This is a genomic window from Priestia sp. 53B2 (genome assembly GCF_056099005.1).
The window spans coordinates 804109-823089 of sequence record NZ_JBLZXA010000008.1 but is presented as its reverse complement, the minus strand read 5'-3'; the positions used below and the strand labels follow the sequence as shown (position 1 = coordinate 823089).

General features: G+C 38.3%; 20 protein-coding genes. 19 read left to right on the top strand and 1 reads right to left on the bottom strand.

Going from position 1 to position 18981, the window contains the following annotated elements; all coding sequences use genetic code 11:
- Positions 1 to 95 precede the first annotated feature (95 nt).
- From ACN6NE_RS07650 to ACN6NE_RS07585, 14 genes are all read left to right on the top strand, one after another.
- Positions 96 to 1157 carry an AI-2E family transporter gene (locus ACN6NE_RS07650; protein ID WP_013059290.1) on the top strand — a complete coding sequence of 354 codons (1062 nt, stop codon included), beginning with the start codon at positions 96 to 98 and terminating at the stop codon, positions 1155 to 1157.
- A 388-nt stretch (positions 1158 to 1545) separates the two neighbouring features.
- Positions 1546 to 4179 carry an alanine--tRNA ligase gene (alaS, locus tag ACN6NE_RS07645; protein WP_474325035.1) on the top strand — a complete coding sequence of 878 codons (2634 nt, stop codon included), beginning with the start codon at positions 1546 to 1548 and terminating at the stop codon, positions 4177 to 4179.
- Positions 4180 to 4263: 84 nt separating this feature from the next.
- Positions 4264 to 4533: an IreB family regulatory phosphoprotein gene (locus ACN6NE_RS07640; RefSeq protein ID WP_129704867.1), complete on the top strand. Its 270-nt coding sequence runs from the start codon at positions 4264 to 4266 to the stop codon at positions 4531 to 4533.
- Positions 4534 to 4950: a Holliday junction resolvase RuvX gene (gene ruvX, locus ACN6NE_RS07635; RefSeq protein WP_013059286.1), complete on the top strand. Its 417-nt coding sequence runs from the start codon at positions 4534 to 4536 to the stop codon at positions 4948 to 4950.
- A 154-nt stretch (positions 4951 to 5104) separates the two neighbouring features.
- Entirely contained in the window at positions 5105 to 5389 is a 285-nt protein-coding gene (locus tag ACN6NE_RS07630) for a DUF1292 domain-containing protein (RefSeq protein WP_013059285.1), read from the top strand.
- Positions 5390 to 5801: 412 nt separating this feature from the next.
- Positions 5802 to 6905: an endolytic transglycosylase MltG gene (mltG, locus tag ACN6NE_RS07625; RefSeq protein WP_474325032.1), complete on the top strand. Its 1104-nt coding sequence runs from the start codon at positions 5802 to 5804 to the stop codon at positions 6903 to 6905.
- A gap of 181 nt (positions 6906 to 7086) precedes the next feature.
- Positions 7087 to 7743, top strand: a complete 657-nt coding sequence (locus ACN6NE_RS07620) for an O-methyltransferase (protein ID WP_013059283.1) — start codon at positions 7087 to 7089, stop codon at positions 7741 to 7743.
- Entirely contained in the window at positions 7740 to 8669 is a 930-nt protein-coding gene (locus tag ACN6NE_RS07615; RefSeq protein WP_474325030.1) for a peptidase U32 family protein, read from the top strand. The genes ACN6NE_RS07620 and ACN6NE_RS07615 overlap by 4 nt, the downstream gene beginning before the upstream one ends.
- A 39-nt stretch (positions 8670 to 8708) precedes the next feature.
- Positions 8709 to 9971, top strand: a complete 1263-nt coding sequence (locus tag ACN6NE_RS07610; RefSeq protein ID WP_474325028.1) for a peptidase U32 family protein — start codon at positions 8709 to 8711, stop codon at positions 9969 to 9971.
- Positions 9972 to 9978: 7 nt separating this feature from the next.
- The gene (gene udk / locus ACN6NE_RS07605; protein WP_013059280.1) at positions 9979 to 10614 is read left to right on the top strand and encodes a uridine kinase; all 636 of its coding nucleotides are present in this window, start codon (positions 9979 to 9981) and stop codon (positions 10612 to 10614) included.
- Between the two features lie 218 nt (positions 10615 to 10832).
- Entirely contained in the window at positions 10833 to 11309 is a 477-nt protein-coding gene (gene greA, locus ACN6NE_RS07600; protein WP_013059279.1) for a transcription elongation factor GreA, read from the top strand.
- 119 nt (positions 11310 to 11428) lie between these two features.
- Positions 11429 to 11986 carry an isochorismatase family protein gene (locus tag ACN6NE_RS07595; RefSeq protein ID WP_438616507.1) on the top strand — a complete coding sequence of 186 codons (558 nt, stop codon included), beginning with the start codon at positions 11429 to 11431 and terminating at the stop codon, positions 11984 to 11986.
- A 122-nt stretch (positions 11987 to 12108) separates the two neighbouring features.
- Positions 12109 to 13875, top strand: coding sequence for a peptidoglycan D,D-transpeptidase FtsI family protein (locus ACN6NE_RS07590; protein ID WP_474325024.1), 1767 nt, complete (start codon positions 12109 to 12111; stop codon positions 13873 to 13875).
- Positions 13876 to 13992: 117 nt separating this feature from the next.
- Positions 13993 to 14658 (top strand): YrrS family protein, encoded by a 666-nt coding sequence (locus ACN6NE_RS07585; RefSeq protein WP_013059276.1) that lies wholly within the window; start codon positions 13993 to 13995, stop codon positions 14656 to 14658.
- 13 nt (positions 14659 to 14671) lie between these two features.
- Here ACN6NE_RS07585 and ACN6NE_RS07580 read toward each other — a convergent pair whose 3' ends face one another.
- Positions 14672 to 14887: a DUF2536 family protein gene (locus ACN6NE_RS07580; RefSeq protein WP_013085082.1), complete on the bottom strand. Its 216-nt coding sequence runs from the start codon at positions 14885 to 14887 to the stop codon at positions 14672 to 14674.
- Between the two features lie 137 nt (positions 14888 to 15024).
- Here ACN6NE_RS07580 and ACN6NE_RS07575 point away from each other — a divergent pair, with 137 nt between their 5' ends.
- The 5 genes from ACN6NE_RS07575 to ACN6NE_RS07555 all read left to right on the top strand — a co-directional run bounded on the left by ACN6NE_RS07575 (position 15025) and on the right by ACN6NE_RS07555 (position 18892).
- Positions 15025 to 15666 carry a class I SAM-dependent methyltransferase gene (locus ACN6NE_RS07575; protein WP_474325022.1) on the top strand — a complete coding sequence of 214 codons (642 nt, stop codon included), beginning with the start codon at positions 15025 to 15027 and terminating at the stop codon, positions 15664 to 15666.
- 17 nt (positions 15667 to 15683) lie between these two features.
- Positions 15684 to 16379, top strand: a complete 696-nt coding sequence (mtnN, locus tag ACN6NE_RS07570; protein ID WP_028411671.1) for a 5'-methylthioadenosine/S-adenosylhomocysteine nucleosidase — start codon at positions 15684 to 15686, stop codon at positions 16377 to 16379.
- Between the two features lie 142 nt (positions 16380 to 16521).
- Positions 16522 to 17445, top strand: a complete 924-nt coding sequence (locus ACN6NE_RS07565) for a PLP-dependent cysteine synthase family protein (RefSeq protein ID WP_474325020.1) — start codon at positions 16522 to 16524, stop codon at positions 17443 to 17445.
- A gap of 1 nt (position 17446) precedes the next feature.
- On the top strand, positions 17447 to 18580 hold the full coding sequence (locus ACN6NE_RS07560) for a bifunctional cystathionine gamma-lyase/homocysteine desulfhydrase (RefSeq protein ID WP_474325018.1): 1134 nt from the start codon (positions 17447 to 17449) through the stop codon (positions 18578 to 18580).
- Between the two features lie 81 nt (positions 18581 to 18661).
- On the top strand, positions 18662 to 18892 hold the full coding sequence (locus ACN6NE_RS07555; protein WP_013059270.1) for a YrhC family protein: 231 nt from the start codon (positions 18662 to 18664) through the stop codon (positions 18890 to 18892).
- Positions 18893 to 18981: the final 89 nt, after the last annotated feature.

Sequence of the window (18981 nt, the reverse complement as noted above, 5' to 3'; positions counted from 1 at the left end):
CTTAGCTGCAATAGTGCTTTTTTGCAGGCAGAAGAGACAACTGTATGTATAAACTCCTTTCTTTATCAAAAAATAGAAGAGAGGAGGAGTTTACGTTGAAAGATAGTTCATTTAAATGGTTCTATAGATTCGGACTGCTGTTATTAGCGCTGCTGTGCATATTAGTCTTTTTTAAAGTCCAGTTTTTATGGCTTCCTGTTATTTACATGTTTTTAAAAGCACTGCTGCCTTTTTTTATTGCAGCATTCATTACATATTTACTTCATCCGCTTATTGAAAAAACGCATGATAAAGGCGTGCCTCGTCCTCTAGCTATTTTACTGATCTACATCATCTTTTTTGGAGGAATTGGGTTTGGAGCCTATAAGTCGTACCCTATTTTTGTGGAACAAGTAAAAGATTTAAACGAACAGCTGCCTCATTTTACGAATACATATAGACATTGGGTAGAATCGATTCATGATCGTACAACTTCACTTCCAAACGGTGTACATGAGAAAATTGAAGGCAGCATTGATGATGTAGAGGCTACGCTCAACGTGTGGCTTACAAAAGTGGCAGAAGGATTAAAGTCATTGATTACCTCTTTTTTGATTTTAATCATTATTCCATTTATTGTTTTTTATATGCTGAAGGATTTTTCCTCTATTAAGAAAGCAACAGCTTATGTCACACCTAAAAAGTGGCACAAACCAGGCGAACGTTTTTTATCGGATGTGAATGAATCGCTCGGCAATTACATTAGAGGGCAATTTTTTGTTTGTCTCATTATTGGTGTGATTGCCACAGCAGCCCTGTGGTTCTTTCATGTACCTTATGCACTTCTTTTAGGCTTCATTATTGGCGTAACGAATATCATTCCTTATTTTGGCCCGATTATTGGTGCGGTTCCAGCGGCTATTATTGCAGCCACAATCTCGATAAAGTTGGTTATTACCATTGTCATTATAATCTTTGTGCTGCAGTTTCTAGAGGGAAATGTGCTGTCTCCGCTTATCGTAGGAAAGAGTCTTCATATTCATCCTTTGTTTATCATGCTTGCGCTCCTTTTAGGAGGAGAATTTGGAGGAGTATTGGGTCTCATTTTGGCTGTGCCAATTTTAGCAGTCATTAAAATATCTATTTTGCATATCCGCTCTTATACGCTCAAACATTGACAAAGAGCGGTTAATTTGTCATAATATCGCCATAAGAAAACGCTACATATTTTAAACACAATGATGGATCGAGTACGTTGCACACTGGTTTTTAGAGAAGGGCTTCCTTGGCTGAAAGAAGCGCTAAACAAAGAGCAGCTGAACGCTAGTCCAGAGTGCAGGCTAAAACCTGCCGTGTCAGCAACGTTAACGCTATGAAGGTGATAAATGCTTTTGGCATTTATAATCAGGGTGGTACCGCGAGTTCAACTCTCGTCCCTGCTACAGGGATGAGAGTTTTTTTGTGTGCAAATAACTAGCAATTGCTTTTGTACACAGAGAAAATAGATGCTTTTATGTCATCATTTTTTTGTCTATAAATAAGAAGAGTATTAAAGGAGGACCAATCATGAAAAAACTGACGTCAGCACAAGTTCGTCAAATGTATTTAGATTTCTTTAAAGAAAAAGGCCATGATGTAGAACCAAGCGCATCTTTAGTTCCGCATGAAGATCCATCTTTATTATGGATTAACAGTGGAGTAGCTACATTAAAAAAATATTTTGATGGTCGTGTTATTCCTCAAAATCCGCGTATTTGTAACGCACAAAAATCCATTCGTACAAACGATATCGAAAACGTAGGTAAAACGGCTCGCCATCATACGTTTTTTGAAATGCTTGGTAATTTCTCTATCGGTGATTATTTCAAAGAAGAAGCCATCCAATGGGCATGGGAATTCTTAACGAGCGATAAATGGATTGGATTCGACGCAGATAAGCTATCTGTAACAGTTCACCCTGAAGATGAAGAAGCATTTAAGATTTGGAATGAAAAAATGGGCGTGCCTAAAGAACGCATCATTCGTTTAGAAGGTAATTTCTGGGATATCGGAGAAGGTCCGAGTGGTCCAAATACAGAGATCTTTTATGATCGCGGAGAAGCATATGGAAATGACCTAACTGATCCGGAATTATATCCAGGTGGAGAAAATGAGCGTTATTTAGAAATTTGGAACCTTGTATTTTCTCAATTTAATCACAATCCTGATGGCACGTACACGCCGCTTCCAAAGAAAAACATCGATACGGGAATGGGCTTAGAGCGTATGGTTTCTGTTATCCAAGACGTGCAAACAAACTTTGATACAGATTTGTTTATGCCAATTATTGAAGCAACAGAAAACATTTCAGGCGCTAAATATCGTACAAATGATGAGCAAGATACGGCATTTAAAGTCATTGCTGACCATATTCGTACGGTAACATTTGCTGTAGGTGATGGCGCGCTTCCTTCAAATGAAGGCCGTGGGTATGTGCTGCGCCGTTTGTTACGCCGAGCAGTTCGCTATGCTAAAAAGTTAAACATTAATCGTCCGTTCATGTACGAGCTAGTGCCGGTAGTAGGTGAAATCATGGTTGATTTCTATCCGGAAGTAAAGGGAAAAACGGATTTTATCCAGCGCGTAGTAAAAAATGAAGAAGAGCGTTTTCACGAAACGTTAAATGACGGACTAGCTATTTTGGCAACCGTTATTAAAAAAGAAAAATCGCAAAACAGTGATACGGTACAAGGCGAAGATGTTTTCCGTTTATATGACACGTATGGATTCCCTGTTGAATTAACGGAAGAATATGCAGAAGATGAGAACATGAAAATTGATCATGCAGGCTTTGAACGTGAAATGGAAGCACAGCGTGAGCGTGCGCGTGCTGCTCGTCAAGATTCTAGTTCTATGCAAGTTCAAGGCGGCGTACTTGGTGAAGTAACGGTTGCAAGTGAGTTTGTTGGCTATGATAAAAATGAAGTAGAAACAGTTGTTGAAGCAATTATTGTAGACGGTGAGCTTGTTGACCGCGCTGAAGCTGGAACAGAAGCGCAAGTCATCTTAAGCCACACGCCATTCTATGCAGAAAGCGGCGGTCAAATTGCGGACCAAGGTACGATCCAAAGTGCTGCAGGAACAGCGGAAGTAAAAGACGTTCAAAAAGCGCCAAACGGCCAAAATGTCCAAACGGTAGCTGTAACAAACGGTGAGCTTGTAAAAGGTGAAACATATACGGCGACGCTTGATGAAGAAAACCGCAGTGCGATTGTGAAAAACCATACGGCAACGCATTTATTGCATCAAGCATTAAAGGACACGTTAGGAACGCACGTTAATCAAGCAGGTTCTTTAGTAACAGCGGATCGCTTGCGCTTTGACTTCTCTCACTTCGGTCAAGTGACACAAGAAGAGCTTGAGAAAATTGAAGAAATCGTTAATGAAAAGATTTGGGACAGCATCTCTGTACAAATTGAAAACAAAGCAATTGACGAAGCAAAAGCAATGGGTGCAATGGCGCTATTTGGTGAGAAATACGGAGATATCGTGCGCGTAGTACAAGTAGGCGACTACAGCTTAGAATTATGTGGTGGATGTCACGTGCCAAATACGTCTGTTATCGGTTTATTTAAAATTGTATCAGAATCGGGAATCGGTGCAGGTACTCGACGCATTGAAGCTGTAACTGGAAAAGCTGCCTATCAGTTAATGAACGATCAAGTAGGCTTACTAAAAGAAGCTGCGGCAAAAGTAAAATCCAACCCGCGTGATTTAGTAGGGCGCGTTGAAGGATTACTAGAAGAAATTCGTAATCTTCAGCGTGAAAATGATTCACTATCTACAAAGCTTGGCAATATTGAAGCTGGCAATCTCGTTGACCGAGTGCAAAACATTAATGGTGTGAATGTACTAGCAGCGAAAGTGAATGCAACGGATATGAATAACCTTCGCGCAATGGTTGACGATTTAAAACAAAAATTAGAATCTGCTGTGATCGTATTAGCTTCTCCACAAGGTGAAAAGGTAAATATTATTGCAGGTGTAACAAAAGATTTAATTGCTAAAGGCCATCATGCTGGCAAACTTGTTAAAGAAGTAGCGACGATTTGCGGCGGAGGCGGAGGCGGACGCCCTGACATGGCGCAAGCTGGAGGAAGAGACGCTAGCCAAATTGAAAAAGCACTTGGCACTGTAGAAGAATGGGTTAAATCCGTTTAATTCTCCCCTTTCTTGGTGTACAATATAAATAAGACTTAGCATAGTGCACAATGTGTTCACAAATTAAGAGAGTGAGGTGGGACCGTGAGTTCATTTGATAAAACCATGCAATTTAATTTTCAAGATGAGCCAGCTGAAACAAACGTACATGAAGTATTGTTTACGGTTTATGACGCACTGCAAGAAAAAGGCTACAACCCGATCAACCAAATCGTTGGGTATTTGTTATCAGGAGACCCTGCTTACATTCCTCGTCATAACGATGCGAGAAACACAATTCGCCAGTTAGAGCGAGACGAGCTCATTGAAGAACTTGTTAAATCTTATTTACAACAGCATCGAAAGGATTTATAAATGCGCGTATTAGGATTAGATGTAGGAACCAAAACAATTGGTGTGGCAGTTAGTGATGAAATGGGATGGACAGCGCAAGGAATTGAAACAATTAAAATTGCAGATGAGCAGATGGAGCAATCATATCCTCGTTTACAGCAGCTAATTGACGAATATTCCGTAGAGAAAATCGTAGTGGGTCTTCCTAAAAATATGAATGGTACGATTGGCCCTCGAGGCGAAGCGTGCATTGAGTTTGCTGACAACGTCAAAGAAAAACTTAACATTGAAACGATGATGTGGGACGAGCGCTTGTCGACGATGGCAGCAGAGCGAGTACTGCTGTCTGCCGATGTAAGCCGCAAGAAACGCAAAAAAGTAATCGATAAAATGGCAGCTGTTATGATTCTTCAAGGATACTTAGACAGCAAGCAGTAAGAAAAGCAGCAGGCTTTGCCTCAGCTGAAAAGTTATGAATTTCCCTTTTGCATATTCTTTTGTACGTAAAAGGGAAGTGAAATAACTGAACGGCTTGCTTTTCGCTGAAGAAAAAGTTAAGCTAAGAGCTTACAATATAAAATGAGGTGCAAACATGAGCGTAGAAGAAAATAAAATTACAATCGTCGATGAGAATGGAAATGAGCAGCTATGCGAAATTTTATTCACATTTGATTCTGATCAATATAACAAATCATATGTAATTTACTATCCAATCGGAGCAGACCAAGATGATGAAGAGGAAATTGAAATTCATGCATCTGCTTTCACACCAAGTGAAGATGGTCAAGACGGTGAGCTTCAACCGATTGAAACAGAAGAAGAGTGGGACATGGTTGAGGAAATGGTTAATACATTCCTTGACGAAGAAGGCGAATAATTATAGTGAAAAAGCTGATGACAATCGTTATCAGCTTTTTTTTACATAGCGGCTGTTCTTTTTAGATATAAAAAGGTTTTTCCTTGCATTCTTAGGGCAGATTGTATGATAATGACGAAAAATAAGATAAATTGTAGTATAATAATTCCTGCGTGTGAGAGTGCATTTTAATAAAAGAATTCATTGTTTGAACGGATGAAACTAGACTTTGGGCAGACAATAACATAAATCATGGAAAAATTTTAGAAGAGGCGAGAGTTTAAGGAAGCGATACCATCTCACACCTATAGGCGATATGAATGAATCGCAATCTCATGTCTCCTCTCTGTTCATACTTATAAAAAATCAAGAAGAAAAGAGGTGAAACTGGTTGTATCTTCTTTTACAGAAGTAGATTTAACCAGGAAGCTGCTTGTCGCAACAAACATTTTTACCACCTAATCGTTCAAGAAAAAAACGAGTTATTTTTATTACAATTATCGTACTTCTTTTACTAGTTGGCGGTGCATTTTTCTATGCTCAATCCCGCTTAACGCCCGTGGATCGAAACAGCAATAAAAAAGTAAATGTGACCATTCCACAAGGTTCTTCCGTCCAATCGATTGGTACGGTATTGAAAAAAGAAAATTTAATTAAAAGTAAAAGTGCATTTCGCTATTACGTAAAATTAACCCATGTGTCTGGATTTCAAGCTGGAACGTATTTATTTTCTCCTTCCATGAGCTTAGGGGAAATGGTTGAAAAAATGGAAAAAGGCGAGGTTTCAAAACAACCTGATATTCGTGTCACCATTCCAGAAGGACGCCAGCTTGTCGAAATTGCTGATATCATTGCTAAAAATACAAAGTTTACAAAAGACGAAGTCATGAAAAAGCTAGACGATAAGGCATTCGTCAATAAAATGAAAGAAAAATATCCAGATTTAGTAACGGATGAAGTGATGCAAAAAGATATTAAACATCCGCTAGAAGGTTATTTATATCCCGTTACGTATGATTTTTATGATAAAAATGTGTCGTTAGATGAAATATTGGATAAAATGGTAGGGAAAACAAATAATGTATTAGGTCAGTACAGTGGGCAAATGAAGAAGAAAAAATTCAGTGCACATAAATTGTTAACAATGTCTTCTCTCATTGAAGAGGAAGCGACTGCGAAAGTCGACCGAGAAAAAATTGCCAGCGTCTTTTATAATCGCCTTGAAAAAAACATGCCTCTTCAAACGGATCCAACCGTCTTATATGCCTTAGGAGAGCATAAAGACCGCGTGTTCTATAAGCATTTAGAAGTGGACTCTCCTTACAATACGTATAAAGTAAAAGGGTTGCCTCCAGGACCAATTGCCAGCTCTGGTTTAATGTCAATCAAAGCTGCGTTACATCCAGCCAATACAGATTATTTATACTTCTTGGCCACACCTGAAGGAAAAGTTATTTTTACCAAAACGTTAGAAGAACATAACAAAGAAAAAGCGAAGCATATTACAGGTAAAGAAAAGCAAAATACCGAAAAATAAATGGAAATTTAAAATTGGGGAATCGCGATACTTCGCATTCCCCATCTTTTATGTTAAAATATATCGGGTTTACGTAAAAACGAAAAAAACTTATAATAGACTAGTTGTCTTACTATTTTGCAGTAATGAAACGTTATGAAAACATAATGTAAAATGTACTTCTGAGAACGGAGGAAGTGTTTTGCTTTTACAAAACGTAGAGCAGTATGTGGAAAAGCTTATTCCTAAGCGCCAGGAGCTTATTGAAGAAATGGAAGCTTATGCAAAAGAACATCACGTTCCGATTATGGAATTGATTGGTGTTGAAACGCTATTGCAAATTCTTCGTCTTCATCAGCCAAAACATATATTAGAAATTGGAACAGCGATTGCATATTCGTCTATTCGAATGACCCATGCGCTTCCAGAGGCACGAGTGGTTACGGTAGAACGAAATGAAGAGCGTTACCAAAAAGCGCAAGAATTTATTGAACGGGCGGGAAAACAAGATAAAATTGTGTCGTTGTTTGGAGATGCACTAGAGCTTAGAGATGAGATTGAACGTCATGGTCCTTATGATGCAGTTTTTATTGATGCAGCTAAAGGTCAGTATCAGCGTTTTTTTGAACATTATGAGCCGATGCTATCTTCTAAAGGAATGATTATTTCGGATAACGTACTATTTAAAGGTCACGTAGCGACCGATTTGGCCGAAGTAGAAACACGTCGACGCCGCAGCTTAATTAAAAAAATTCAGGCATACAATACGTGGCTGATGAATCATCCCGATTATTATACAACTATTCTCCCTATTGGAGACGGAATCGCGATTAGTATTAAAAGAGGTGACCAAGAATGAAAAAACCAGAACTATTAGTGACACCAACTGCAGTTTCGGAAATCGAATCATTACTACAAGCTGGAGCAACAGCTGTTATGGTTGGTGAACAGCGCTACGGTTTGCGTTTAGCAGGTGAATTCAAACGTGAAGATATCGTAGAAGCTGTAAATATTGCTCATCAGCATAATGCAAAAGTCTACGTAGCGATGAATGGATTATTTCACAATGATAAAATCGCCGAACTAAATGAATATATTTTATTCTTAAAAGAAGCAAGCGTGGATGCGATTGTATTTGGAGATCCTGCTGTATTGATGGCAGTGCGTGAAACCGCTCCAGAAATGAAGATGCACTGGAGTACTGAAACAACGGGAACAAACTGGTATTCATGTAACTACTGGGGGCGTAAAGGAGCTAAGCGCGCAGTTCTTGCTCGTGAGCTAAGCATGGATAGCATCATTGATATCAAAGAAAAAGCCGAAGTAGAAATTGAAGTTCAGGTGCATGGCATGACGTGTATGTTCCAATCAAAACGTTCACTTCTTGGCAACTACTTTGAGTATCAAGGAAAAGTCATGGAAATTGAAAATCGTAAAGTAGAAAAAAATATGTTTTTACTTGATAATGAGCGAAACAATAAGTATCCAATTTTCGAAGATGAAAATGGAACGCACATTATGAGTCCAAATGATATGTGCATTATCGATGAGCTTTCCGAAATGATTGACGCTGAAGTAGATGTATTCAAAATTGACGGCGTATTAAAGTCACCGCAATATATTTTAGAAGTAACAAAAAAATATCGTCAAGCGATTGATTTATGTGTAGATGACCGTGAAGAATACGAAAACGTTAAAGACGATTTGTTAGAAGAAATTGAAAGCTTGCAGCCAATTAACCGTCCGTTAGACACAGGGTTTTTCTTTAAAGAAACGGTATATTAAAAAGCATGCAAAGAAAGATAAACAAAGGAGGTACAAACGATGGCTATTCAAATCGATACTGTAGTAGAAGGTAAACGAGTTATTACTAAAAAGCCTGAGTTGTTAGCTCCAGCCGGTAACCTTGAAAAATTAAAAGTTGCCGTACACTATGGAGCAGATGCTGTATTTATCGGAGGAAAAGAGTTTGGCCTTCGTTCAAATGCAGATAACTTTACATTTGAAGAAATGGCAGAAGGTGTTCAGTTTGCAAACAAATACGGCGCACGTATTTATGTTACAACAAACATTTTTGCTCATAATGAAAATATGGACGGACTTGAAGATTATTTAATGGGATTAGAGCGCGCTGGTGTTTCTGGAATCATCGTAGCTGATCCGTTAATTATCGAAACCTGTCGACGCGTTGCACCTAAGCTTGAAGTACATTTAAGTACGCAGCAATCACTTTCAAACTGGAAAGCCGTTCAGTTCTGGAAAGAAGAAGGATTAGAACGTGTTGTACTTGCTCGTGAAACGGGTGCTGAAGAAATGCGCGAAATGAAAGAAAAAGTGGATATTGAAATTGAAGCTTTTATTCACGGAGCGATGTGTATTGCTTATTCAGGCCGCTGCGTGCTAAGTAACCATATGACAGCACGTGATTCAAACCGCGGAGGCTGCTGTCAATCATGCCGTTGGGACTATGATTTATTTAAAGTAGAAGACGGTAAAACGGAAACGGCTTTATTTGATGAGCAAGACGATCCGTTTGCAATGAGTCCAAAAGACTTAAATTTAATTCAATCTATCCCTCAAATGATTGAGCTGGGTATTGATAGCTTAAAAATTGAAGGACGTATGAAGTCGATTCACTATATCGCAACAGTGGTGAGCGTATATCGCAAGGTGATTGACGCATACTGTGCAGATCCTGAGAATTTTGTGATTCAAAAAGAATGGCTTGATGAGCTAGACAAATGTGCAAACCGCGATACGGCTCCTGCCTTTTTTGAAGGGGTTCCTGGAGTGGATGAGCAAATGTTTGGCGTACACGGCAAGAAAACAAAATTTGATTTTGCTGGTTTAGTATTGAATTATGATGAAGAAACAAGCATCGTGACATTGCAACAGCGTAACTATTTTAAACCGGGAGAAGAAGTGGAATTTTTCGGCCCGGAAATTAAAAACTTTACGCAAAAAATAGATAAAATTTGGGACGAAGATGGCAATGAACTAGATGCTGCGCGTCATCCGCTGCAAATTGTGAAATTTAAAGTGGACCAACCTCTATTTTCATATAATATGATGCGAAAGGGGATTTAAATATAAAATGGGGAAAAAGCCCGTTGTAATCGGTATCGCTGGTGGATCCGGTTCTGGTAAAACAACTGTAACCAAAGCTATTTATGAGTATTTTAAAGGGCATTCTATTATGCTTCTTGAGCAAGACTATTATTATAAAGATCAAAGCGATGTACCGTTTGAACAGCGTTTGCAAACAAACTACGATCATCCTTTAGCATTTGATAATGATTTGCTGATTGAACACTTGCAAAACTTATTAAATTATGAGAGCATTGACAAACCGGTATATGATTACGCAATTCATACGCGCTCTGAAAAGGTAATTAGAGAAGAACCAAAAGATGTTATTATTTTAGAAGGTATTCTTGTACTAGAAGATCAGCGCTTGCGTAATTTAATGGATATCAAGCTATACGTAGATACAGATGCGGATCTTCGTATCATTCGTCGTATGCTTCGTGATATTAAAGAACGAGAGCGTACGCTTGAGTCAGTTGTTGATCAATACGTATCTGTCGTTCGCCCGATGCATAATCAGTTTGTTGAACCAACAAAACGTTATGCAGATATTATCATTCCTGAAGGCGGTCAAAACCACGTAGCGATTGACTTGATGGTCACTAAAATTCAAACAATTCTTGAACAAAATGCCATTTTATAATAACATAGCATAGATGCAGGAATTTTTTTGAAGACAATGCAGACATATTCTGCTAACTAAACACAAACATTATAAAGAATAGAGAAACGAGCAGCTTCTATTTTGAAGCTGTCATTTCTCTATTAACTGATTTTTCCACAGAGTGGAAAATTTTTTGTACATACAGAAATGGACTGTATACACTAGAGATTTTGAGTTCAAGAAGGAGTGAAGGGATTATGGCACAAGAAAAAGTATTTCCAATGACAGAAGAAGGAAAGCTAAAGCTAGAGCAAGAGCTAGAATATTTAAAAACAGTAAAACGTAAAGAAGTTGTAGAGCGTATCAAAATCGCCCGCAGTTTTGGAGATTTATCGGAGAACTCTGAGTACGATTCTGCAAAAGACGAGCAGGCTTTCGTAGAAGGCCGTATTACAACGCTTGAAAATATGATTCGCAATGCGAAAATTATTGAAGAAGATGTAGAAAACTCTTCTATTGTATCATTAGGTAAATCTGTAACATTTGTAGAGTTGCCAGATGGTGACGAAGAAACGTATACAATTGTAGGTAGTGCAGAAGCAGATCCGTTTGAAGGGAAAATTTCAAATGATTCGCCAATTGCTAAAAGTCTAATGGGCAAACAAATTGGAGATCAAGTAACTGTTCAAACTCCTGGTGGAGATATGTCAGTGAAAATTGTATCTGTTAAGTAAAACATATGGTTGGAAGCGTTCTACTGAATGCTCGTAAGTAAAAAAGCTGACACGCGTCAGCTTTTTTTATATGATTTTAAAAAGCGGAGAGAATAGAAAAGATATGTAAGAAAGGAAAGATGAAAATGAAAGATATCGATTTTGCTAAAACAGCGCTTGTTTTAATTGATTTACAAAAAGGGATTGTTCCAATTGGAGGAGACGAAATTGTGGAGAAATCTGTTCAGCTTGTGAATCGTTTCCGCGAACAAAATGGATTTATTAGCTTTGTACAGGTAGATTTTCAAGATGGAAAAGATGCGTTGATGCCAGAAACGGATCAAAAGCCATCTGCTCCTCAAGAAAGACCTGCAGACTGGGCGGAATTCGATCCAAGACTTAATGTTCAAGAGAATGATTACATTGTGACAAAACGTCAGTGGGGAGCCTTTTTTGGGACAGATTTAGACCTTCAGCTTCGCCGAAGAGGAATTGATACAATTGTCCTTTGCGGAATTGCAACAAATATTGGTGTGGAAAGCACAGCTCGTGAAGCATTTCAGTATGGGTATAACCAAATTTTTATCACGGATGCCATGGCGACATTTACAAAAGAAGAGCATGAAGCAACTCTTTCTTACATCTTTCCGAAAATAGGAAAGCTAAGAACAACTCAACAATTTTTAACAGAAAATTAATAATAAAAACTTGCTGAATCAGCAAGTTTTTTTGTGAAATGAAAAAAAGAATGAATATTTCTTAAGATAATGGTTTTAAAAGTAATGGCAACGTCGACACTTGTAAAGAGTGAGGTGTAGTCATGAAAATAATTCACAAGCGAATTTATATTACTCTTATTTTTATTTTATTATTAATTAGTGGACTGGGAGCACGGCTTGTTCAACTCCAGCTTGTCAGCACAGAATCTTTTACTGACAAAAAGATTAACTTAATTGAAGGAAGCGTAAAACAGCGTACGCAGGAAATGGTGGTAGATGACGGGCGAGGGAAATTTGAAGATAAAAATGGACAGTCTTTAACATCTATCACGCATAATCGCTTAGTCCTGTTTCCATTTTTAGAAAAAATGAAGTGGCCTGTTCAGCAAGTAAGTGAAATCGTGGGAATGCAACCAAAGGAACTAACGAAAAGACTAGCGAATGCTAAAACACCGGTTGTTATTACAAAAGAATTATCCCATGCACAAGTCGAAAAAATAAATGCATTAAAGGTACCTGGCGTATTTGGAATTCCTCTAAAAGATGAGCGTCCAGTTCCTCTTGCTGAACATTTAATCGGACTAGAGGCACAAAGCAAACAAATAATTGAAGAGAAGTATAGTGACAAATTGAAAAATGGAGCAATTAAATCAACTACGCCTGTAGGTATCTCAGGGATGCAGAGGGCTTTTGACGAGTTTTTGCTGCCTGAACAGGAGTCTAAGCTCCTTTATCATGTTGATCGCCTAGGTGGGCCTATGTTTGGCATCGATGTAAAATACACGGGCACAGCTAACCCTTATTATCCAGTCAGTGTGCGTACGACGCTTGATTTGTCTGCTCAGGAGCTAGTGGAGAATACATTAAATCATTATAAGTTAAAAGACGGAGGAGCCGTCTTAATTGATATAAAAAACAATAAAGTAATTGCGATGGCCAGCAGGCCTTCGATTAATAAGAAAGATCCATTTAAAAAGCAAAATGGTTCAGACAGCGTAGAAAATCGTTTGCTGACGCCACAAACTCCTGGATCTATATTTAAAACCGTAACAGCAGCTGCAGCGCTTGAACAAAATAAAATTCAGCCTTCTTTTACCTATAACTGCGATAAAAGTATTTATGGCAATAATGTAGAAGAAGATCATCAAAAAGGGCAGCTGACGTTTGAAGAAAGCTTCGCGCAAAGTTGTAATGCAACGTTTGCACAGCTAGCAAAAGAAATGCTAATATCTAATCCGAATATCCTTGAACAATATGCCGATAAGTTAGGGCTTATTCAGCCTGTAGGATGGACGGGTGATGTGTTTCACTTTGAACATTTTAAGCAGTTTTTAGGAGAAAAATCGGGAAGAGTTTGGACAAATGAAAGAGAAAAAAAAGTACCAAATGCTGTAGCTCAAACGGCAATTGGACAGCTTGATGTAAAAGTGACTCCGCTTGCAGTAGCAAATATGATGGCGACAATTGCACGCGGAGGAGAAAAGAAACAGGTAAAAGCTGTAGATGCGCTAGAGTATAAAAACAACACGTCATTGTATACGTTTAAAGAGCATGAGCTAAAAGGAGATACCATTAATAAAGCCACAGCTGCTTCTATGCAGCAGCTTTTAAAAGGTGTCGTACAGAGCGAAAAAGGAACAGGAAGAAGATTTCAAACGCTTCCTTATGAAGTGGCAGGAAAGTCAGGAACTGCTGAAATCAATGTGAAAGACGATATCGTCAATAAATGGTTTGCGGGTTACTTTCCTGCAGATGATCCAAAATATGCAATGGTAGTAGTGGATTTAAATACAAAAAGTGCGATATCTCCCACAAACAGTGTATTTTATGATATTGTTAAAGGGATGTATGACTTAAATACACGTTAGAACAAGAAGAATTTGTAAAAAATATTACAAATATACTTCAAATAAATTTTGATGCTTCATGTATAAGAAAACACATGTTAGAATAAAGCATTATAAAAGTTGGAGGAAATTGTAGCAATGAATAACAATCGTTCTTCAAGACACGAAAACAAAGAAAAAAAAGTAAACCGATTATATAATCTGTTAATTGCTGTCGTAGCAGTTTTAATTGTATTTGTCGGTGGTACGATGATTCTTGGAAACAAGGATAAATCGGATAACCAAGCGGAAACAACTCAAAACAATCCGCAAACAAATGACCAAAAAACGGACAAGACGGCTAAAAAAGACGATGATTCTTCGAAAGATGATCAAGCGACAGATGATCAAGCAACGGACGATCAAAGTTCTGAAGATGACCAAAGCTCTGAAGATGATCAAGCAACAGATGAAGAATCAAACGACTCAGATTCACAGGCTGAAGTAGAGAAAAATCCAGAGCCTGGCGTGGCAGAACGCAAGGTAGATCCTTCATGGGATTCAGTAGGTACGTCACAAGATGCACCTGCAGCAACATATAAAAAAGGATCAACGGATTGGAACGAAATGCTAAAAGCTGTAGGCGAAGGGTCAGGCATTAGCCCAAGCAATATGACAGTATGGCGTTTGGGGAATAACGGTGGCGTAGGTAAAGCCGTAGCTACGGTTAGTCCTAAAGGCAACTCATCAACAAAGTACCGCGTTCAGATTGAATGGGTAGATGGAGAAGGCTGGAAGCCCGCAGTAGTGGATAAGCTTCAATAAGAAAAGCAGCGCGCTAGCGCTGCTTTTTTAATTTGAAATGAACAACTGCAGAGTAAAGCTTTTTACCTTGTTCATAATCCACAGACATTTGGTGAGATACGCTATGCACCTCAAGCAAAATCGCTTTATTTTGGTCTATTTTTTCCGCAATTTGTTTTTCAAGCATTTTAACGTCAGGCGCTTCAAAAAATTCTATTTTATCTTCAATCATTTCAAATTCAAAATTCATCTTACGACCTCCTTACCTCATTACTATAGTATAGCAAATAGAAAGTTAAAAGCTTAAAATATTTGTAAATGAAGAACAAACGATAGCTAAAAACATACTATATCCATAAGAATTATTAGTTATAAGGAGGCGTTTTTATGGGTCTAGAGTTTTTAGATATCTTTGAAAAGTGGGCGAATGAATATGATGCATCGGTAAGCGGGAAAGATGAACAGTATAGGGAAGTGTTTCGCAATTATAATAAAATCTTAGAGTATGTAGCAGACCGTTCAATAGGGCATGTGATAGAATTTGGAACAGGGACTGGAAACTTAACAAAAAAACTGTTAGAAAAAGAACTGACTGTAGTAGGAATTGAACCTTCAGTACCAATGAGACAATTGGCACACCAGAAATTAGGGGCAGATGTTTTAGTCACACCAGGAGACTTCTTACAATTTGATACATCATTGTTTCCAGCAGAGAGCTTAGTTAGTACGTATGCTTTTCATCATTTAACAGATAAAGAAAAAGAAGAAGCTGTGATAAACTATGGAAAGTTACTTCAAACCGGTGGTAAAATAGTGTTTGCTGATACAATGTTTGAAACAGCGGATTCATTTGCTGATACCATTGTTCAGGCAAAACAAAAAGGGTATACGCAACTAGCAGAAGATCTAGAGAGGGAATACTATACAACGATTCCCGTCTTAAAGCAAATCTTTGAAAGCAATGGTTTTCACATAACCTTTACACAATTTAATCACTTTGTGTGGGTATTGGAGGCAACGAAACAATAGTAGAAAGAGGTTTTAAAATGAAAGTAGCAATCATTGGAGCAATGGAAGAAGAAGTGACGATTTTACGCGATAAAATTGAAAATCGTCAAGAAACAGTAATCGCAGGATGTGAATACTCGACAGGAACAATCAGCGGTGTGGAGGTTGTATTATTAAAATCAGGTATTGGAAAAGTAAATGCTGCGTTATCTACGGCCATCTTACTAGAGAAGTTCAAACCTGATTACGTTATTAACACAGGATCAGCAGGCGGCTTCCATCCAGAGTTAAACGTAGGGGATGCGGTTATTTCAACAGAAGTTCGTCATCATGATGTAGATGTAACGGTATTCAACTATGAATACGGTCAAGTGCCAAACTTGCCTGCAGCTTTTAAAGCAGATGAAAAACTAGTTCGTCTTGCTGAAGAAAGCGCTCTTGAAGTAACGGATATGAAAATTGTAAAAGGACTAATTGCTACAGGAGATTCGTTCATGAACGATCCTGTGCGCGTAGAGTTTGTTCGCTCTAAGTTTCCAGACCTGTATGCAGCTGAAATGGAAGCGGCGGCTGTTGCTCAAGTATGCTATCAATTTGGCGTACCGTTTGTTATTCTTCGTGCTCTTTCTGACATCGCCGGCAAAGAATCAAATGTTTCTTTTGAGCAATTTTTAGAAAAAGCAGCTGTTAATTCAACGAAATTAGTATTGAATTTTATTACAAAATTAAAATAAGCTGTTCGTAAAATATAGAGTTTGTTTTCGTCTACACTCTGCATCGTTTGTCATAACATGGGGTGTAGACTATATTTTTGTTTTAATTCCTACTTTATTTATAGGTTAAGTTATATTATTTGATAGCGAGGTGTTCAAGATTATGAAGGTAGCCAAAAACATTCATGAATTGATTGGAAACACACCTATGATTGAGATTACACAATTTGATTTACCTAGAGAAATCAGGATATTTGCTAAACTGGAATATGTTAATCCAGGAGGAAGTGTAAAAGATCGTTTAGGAAAAGAACTGCTGCAAGAAGCTCTTAGCTCTGGAAGACTGAAGCGAGGCGGAACGGTGGTTGAGCCTACTGCTGGAAATACGGGGATTGGGCTGGCTTTAGCTGCTCTTCAGCACGAAATAAACGTCATACTATGTGTTCCAGAAAAATTCAGTATTGAAAAACAGCAGCTTATGAAGGCTTTGGGGGCAACTGTGGTTCAAACACCTACTGAAGCTGGTATGAAAGGTGCTATAAACAAGGCTCAAGAGCTGCTGCGTGAAATACCTGGTTCTTATTGTCCTCAGCAGTTTGCTAATCCGGCCAATCCTATGACTTATTACAAAACCTTAGGGCCAGAAATATATGAACAGCTTGATGGAAAAATCGACGTGTTTGTAGCTGGAGCAGGTACAGGTGGAACATTTATGGGTACAGCAAAATTTTTGAAAGAAAAAAATCCTTCTCTAAAAACAGTCATTGTTGAGCCAGAAGGTTCGATTTTAAACGGAGGGAAATCCGGCCCTCACTTAACTGAAGGAATTGGAATGGAGTTCGTCCCTGATTATATGGAGCGGTCTTATTTTAGTGCTATTCATACTGTTGAAGATGTTTATGCTTTTCAAAGAGTGAAAGAGCTGGCTTTAAAAGAAGGGTTACTAGTAGGCAGCTCTTCAGGAGCAGCCTTCGAAGCAGCCCTGCTCGAAGCAAAAACTGCAGAAAAAGGCGCTCATATTGTCACCATTTTTCCCGATAGCAGCGAACGGTACTTAAGTAAAAATATTTACAGTGGAGGAAGATAAGATGAAACGTAAAACACAATTAATTCATGGTGGAATTGTTGGCGATGAACAGACGGGTGCTGTCTCTGTTCCTATTTATCAAGTGAGCACTTATAAACAAGAGGGAGCTGGAAAACATACGGGATACGAATATTCGAGAACCGGTAACCCTACACGACACGCCTTAGAAGAACTTATCAAAGAAATTGAAGGAGGATATGCTGGGTTTGCGTTTGGATCTGGTATGGCAGCTACTACTGCTGTATTCATGCTGTTTAACAGCGGAGATCATGTGCTAATTACAGATGACGTATACGGAGGAACGTACCGAGTGATTACAAAAGTGCTGAGCCGTATTGGCATTGAAGCTACTTTTATTGATACAAGCGACATCGAAAATATTAAGAAAGAAATTCGCCCCAACACAAAAGCTATTTATATCGAGACTCCCACGAATCCTCTCCTAAAAATTACTGACTTGCAGCAGGCTTCTTCAGTAGCTAAACAGCATCATTTACTTACCATCGTTGATAACACATTCAGTACCCCGTATTGGCAAAACCCTATCGGAAAAGGTGCGGATATCGTTCTGCACAGTGCAACTAAGTATCTAGGCGGCCACAGTGACGTTGTAGCAGGGCTAGCTGTTGTGAATTCGCCTAAATTGGCAGAAGACCTTCATTTTATTCAAAATGCGACTGGAGGCATTTTAGGACCCCAAGATTCTTGGCTTTTGATGAGGGGGATTAAAACATTAGGAATACGAATGGAAGAACATGAATTCAACACTGGGAAAATAGTAGAATTTTTACTTGCTCATCCTGCTGTTACAAAAGTATATTACCCAGGATTAAAAACCCACCCAAACCACCTTATTGCTAAAAAGCAAGCAAGAGGTTTTGGAGGAATGGTTTCTTTTGATGTGGGAAGCGAAGAGAAAGCGGAACAAGTACTGAGCAAAGTGAAGTATTTTACATTAGCAGAAAGTTTAGGAGCCATTGAAAGCCTCATTTCAATTCCTGCCAAAATGACTCATGCTTCTATACCGAGCGACCGACGTAAAGAGCTAGGAATTACAGATGGATTAATTCGTATTTCTGTAGGCCTTGAAGATGTAGAAGATTTAATCGAAGACTTAGAAGAGGCATTGAAATAAAGGTGGTAAAAATAGGATTTTTATAGACCTATAGATCTGTGATAGAGTAGAGTTATAACATTCTACTGAGAAGGTGATTGTATGAAAGCTCAACACATCAAAGCAAAAATTGAAGATTACAGCCGCTTTATTTACGTCCTTCTAGCCGTAAGTACATTCTTGTACATTGGTGTTATGATTGGCCAAGGTGAAAAAAGTGATATGCAGCTTGGAATAATGGAAGCCATCGTTATTCTTTTTGCCGCCCTTGCCTTTTATTTTAGTTATCAAACTAAAAAACTGAAAAAAGAACTAATGAAAGAAAAAGAATAATAGATATAAAAAGGCGATCATACATCGTCTTTTTTTTATGAGGGTTGAAAAAATAAAAAAATTCCCTATTTTTCAAAAAAACAGTTTAC

Excerpts from the sequence above, each read along its gene's own strand:
- ACN6NE_RS07560 (WP_474325018.1), top strand. The coding sequence starts at position 17,447 with ATGAAACGTAAAACACAATTAATTCATGGTGGAATTGTTGGCGATGAA.
- ACN6NE_RS07595 (WP_438616507.1), top strand. The coding sequence starts at position 11,429 with ATGAAAATGAAAGATATCGATTTTGCTAAAACAGCGCTTGTTTTAATT.
- ACN6NE_RS07555 (WP_013059270.1), top strand. The coding sequence starts at position 18,662 with ATGAAAGCTCAACACATCAAAGCAAAAATTGAAGATTACAGCCGCTTT.
- ACN6NE_RS07610 (WP_474325028.1), top strand. The coding sequence starts at position 8,709 with ATGGCTATTCAAATCGATACTGTAGTAGAAGGTAAACGAGTTATTACT.
- ACN6NE_RS07565 (WP_474325020.1), top strand. The coding sequence starts at position 16,522 with ATGAAGGTAGCCAAAAACATTCATGAATTGATTGGAAACACACCTATG.
- ACN6NE_RS07630 (WP_013059285.1), top strand. The coding sequence starts at position 5,105 with ATGAGCGTAGAAGAAAATAAAATTACAATCGTCGATGAGAATGGAAAT.
- alaS (WP_474325035.1), top strand. The coding sequence starts at position 1,546 with ATGAAAAAACTGACGTCAGCACAAGTTCGTCAAATGTATTTAGATTTC.
- ruvX (WP_013059286.1), top strand. The coding sequence starts at position 4,534 with ATGCGCGTATTAGGATTAGATGTAGGAACCAAAACAATTGGTGTGGCA.
- ACN6NE_RS07580 (WP_013085082.1), bottom strand. The coding sequence starts at position 14,887 with ATGAATTTTGAATTTGAAATGATTGAAGATAAAATAGAATTTTTTGAA.
- ACN6NE_RS07585 (WP_013059276.1), top strand. The coding sequence starts at position 13,993 with ATGAATAACAATCGTTCTTCAAGACACGAAAACAAAGAAAAAAAAGTA.
- ACN6NE_RS07615 (WP_474325030.1), top strand. The coding sequence starts at position 7,740 with ATGAAAAAACCAGAACTATTAGTGACACCAACTGCAGTTTCGGAAATC.
- mtnN (WP_028411671.1), top strand. The coding sequence starts at position 15,684 with ATGAAAGTAGCAATCATTGGAGCAATGGAAGAAGAAGTGACGATTTTA.
- ACN6NE_RS07590 (WP_474325024.1), top strand. The coding sequence starts at position 12,109 with ATGAAAATAATTCACAAGCGAATTTATATTACTCTTATTTTTATTTTA.
- udk (WP_013059280.1), top strand. The coding sequence starts at position 9,979 with ATGGGGAAAAAGCCCGTTGTAATCGGTATCGCTGGTGGATCCGGTTCT.
- ACN6NE_RS07575 (WP_474325022.1), top strand. The coding sequence starts at position 15,025 with ATGGGTCTAGAGTTTTTAGATATCTTTGAAAAGTGGGCGAATGAATAT.
- greA (WP_013059279.1), top strand. The coding sequence starts at position 10,833 with ATGGCACAAGAAAAAGTATTTCCAATGACAGAAGAAGGAAAGCTAAAG.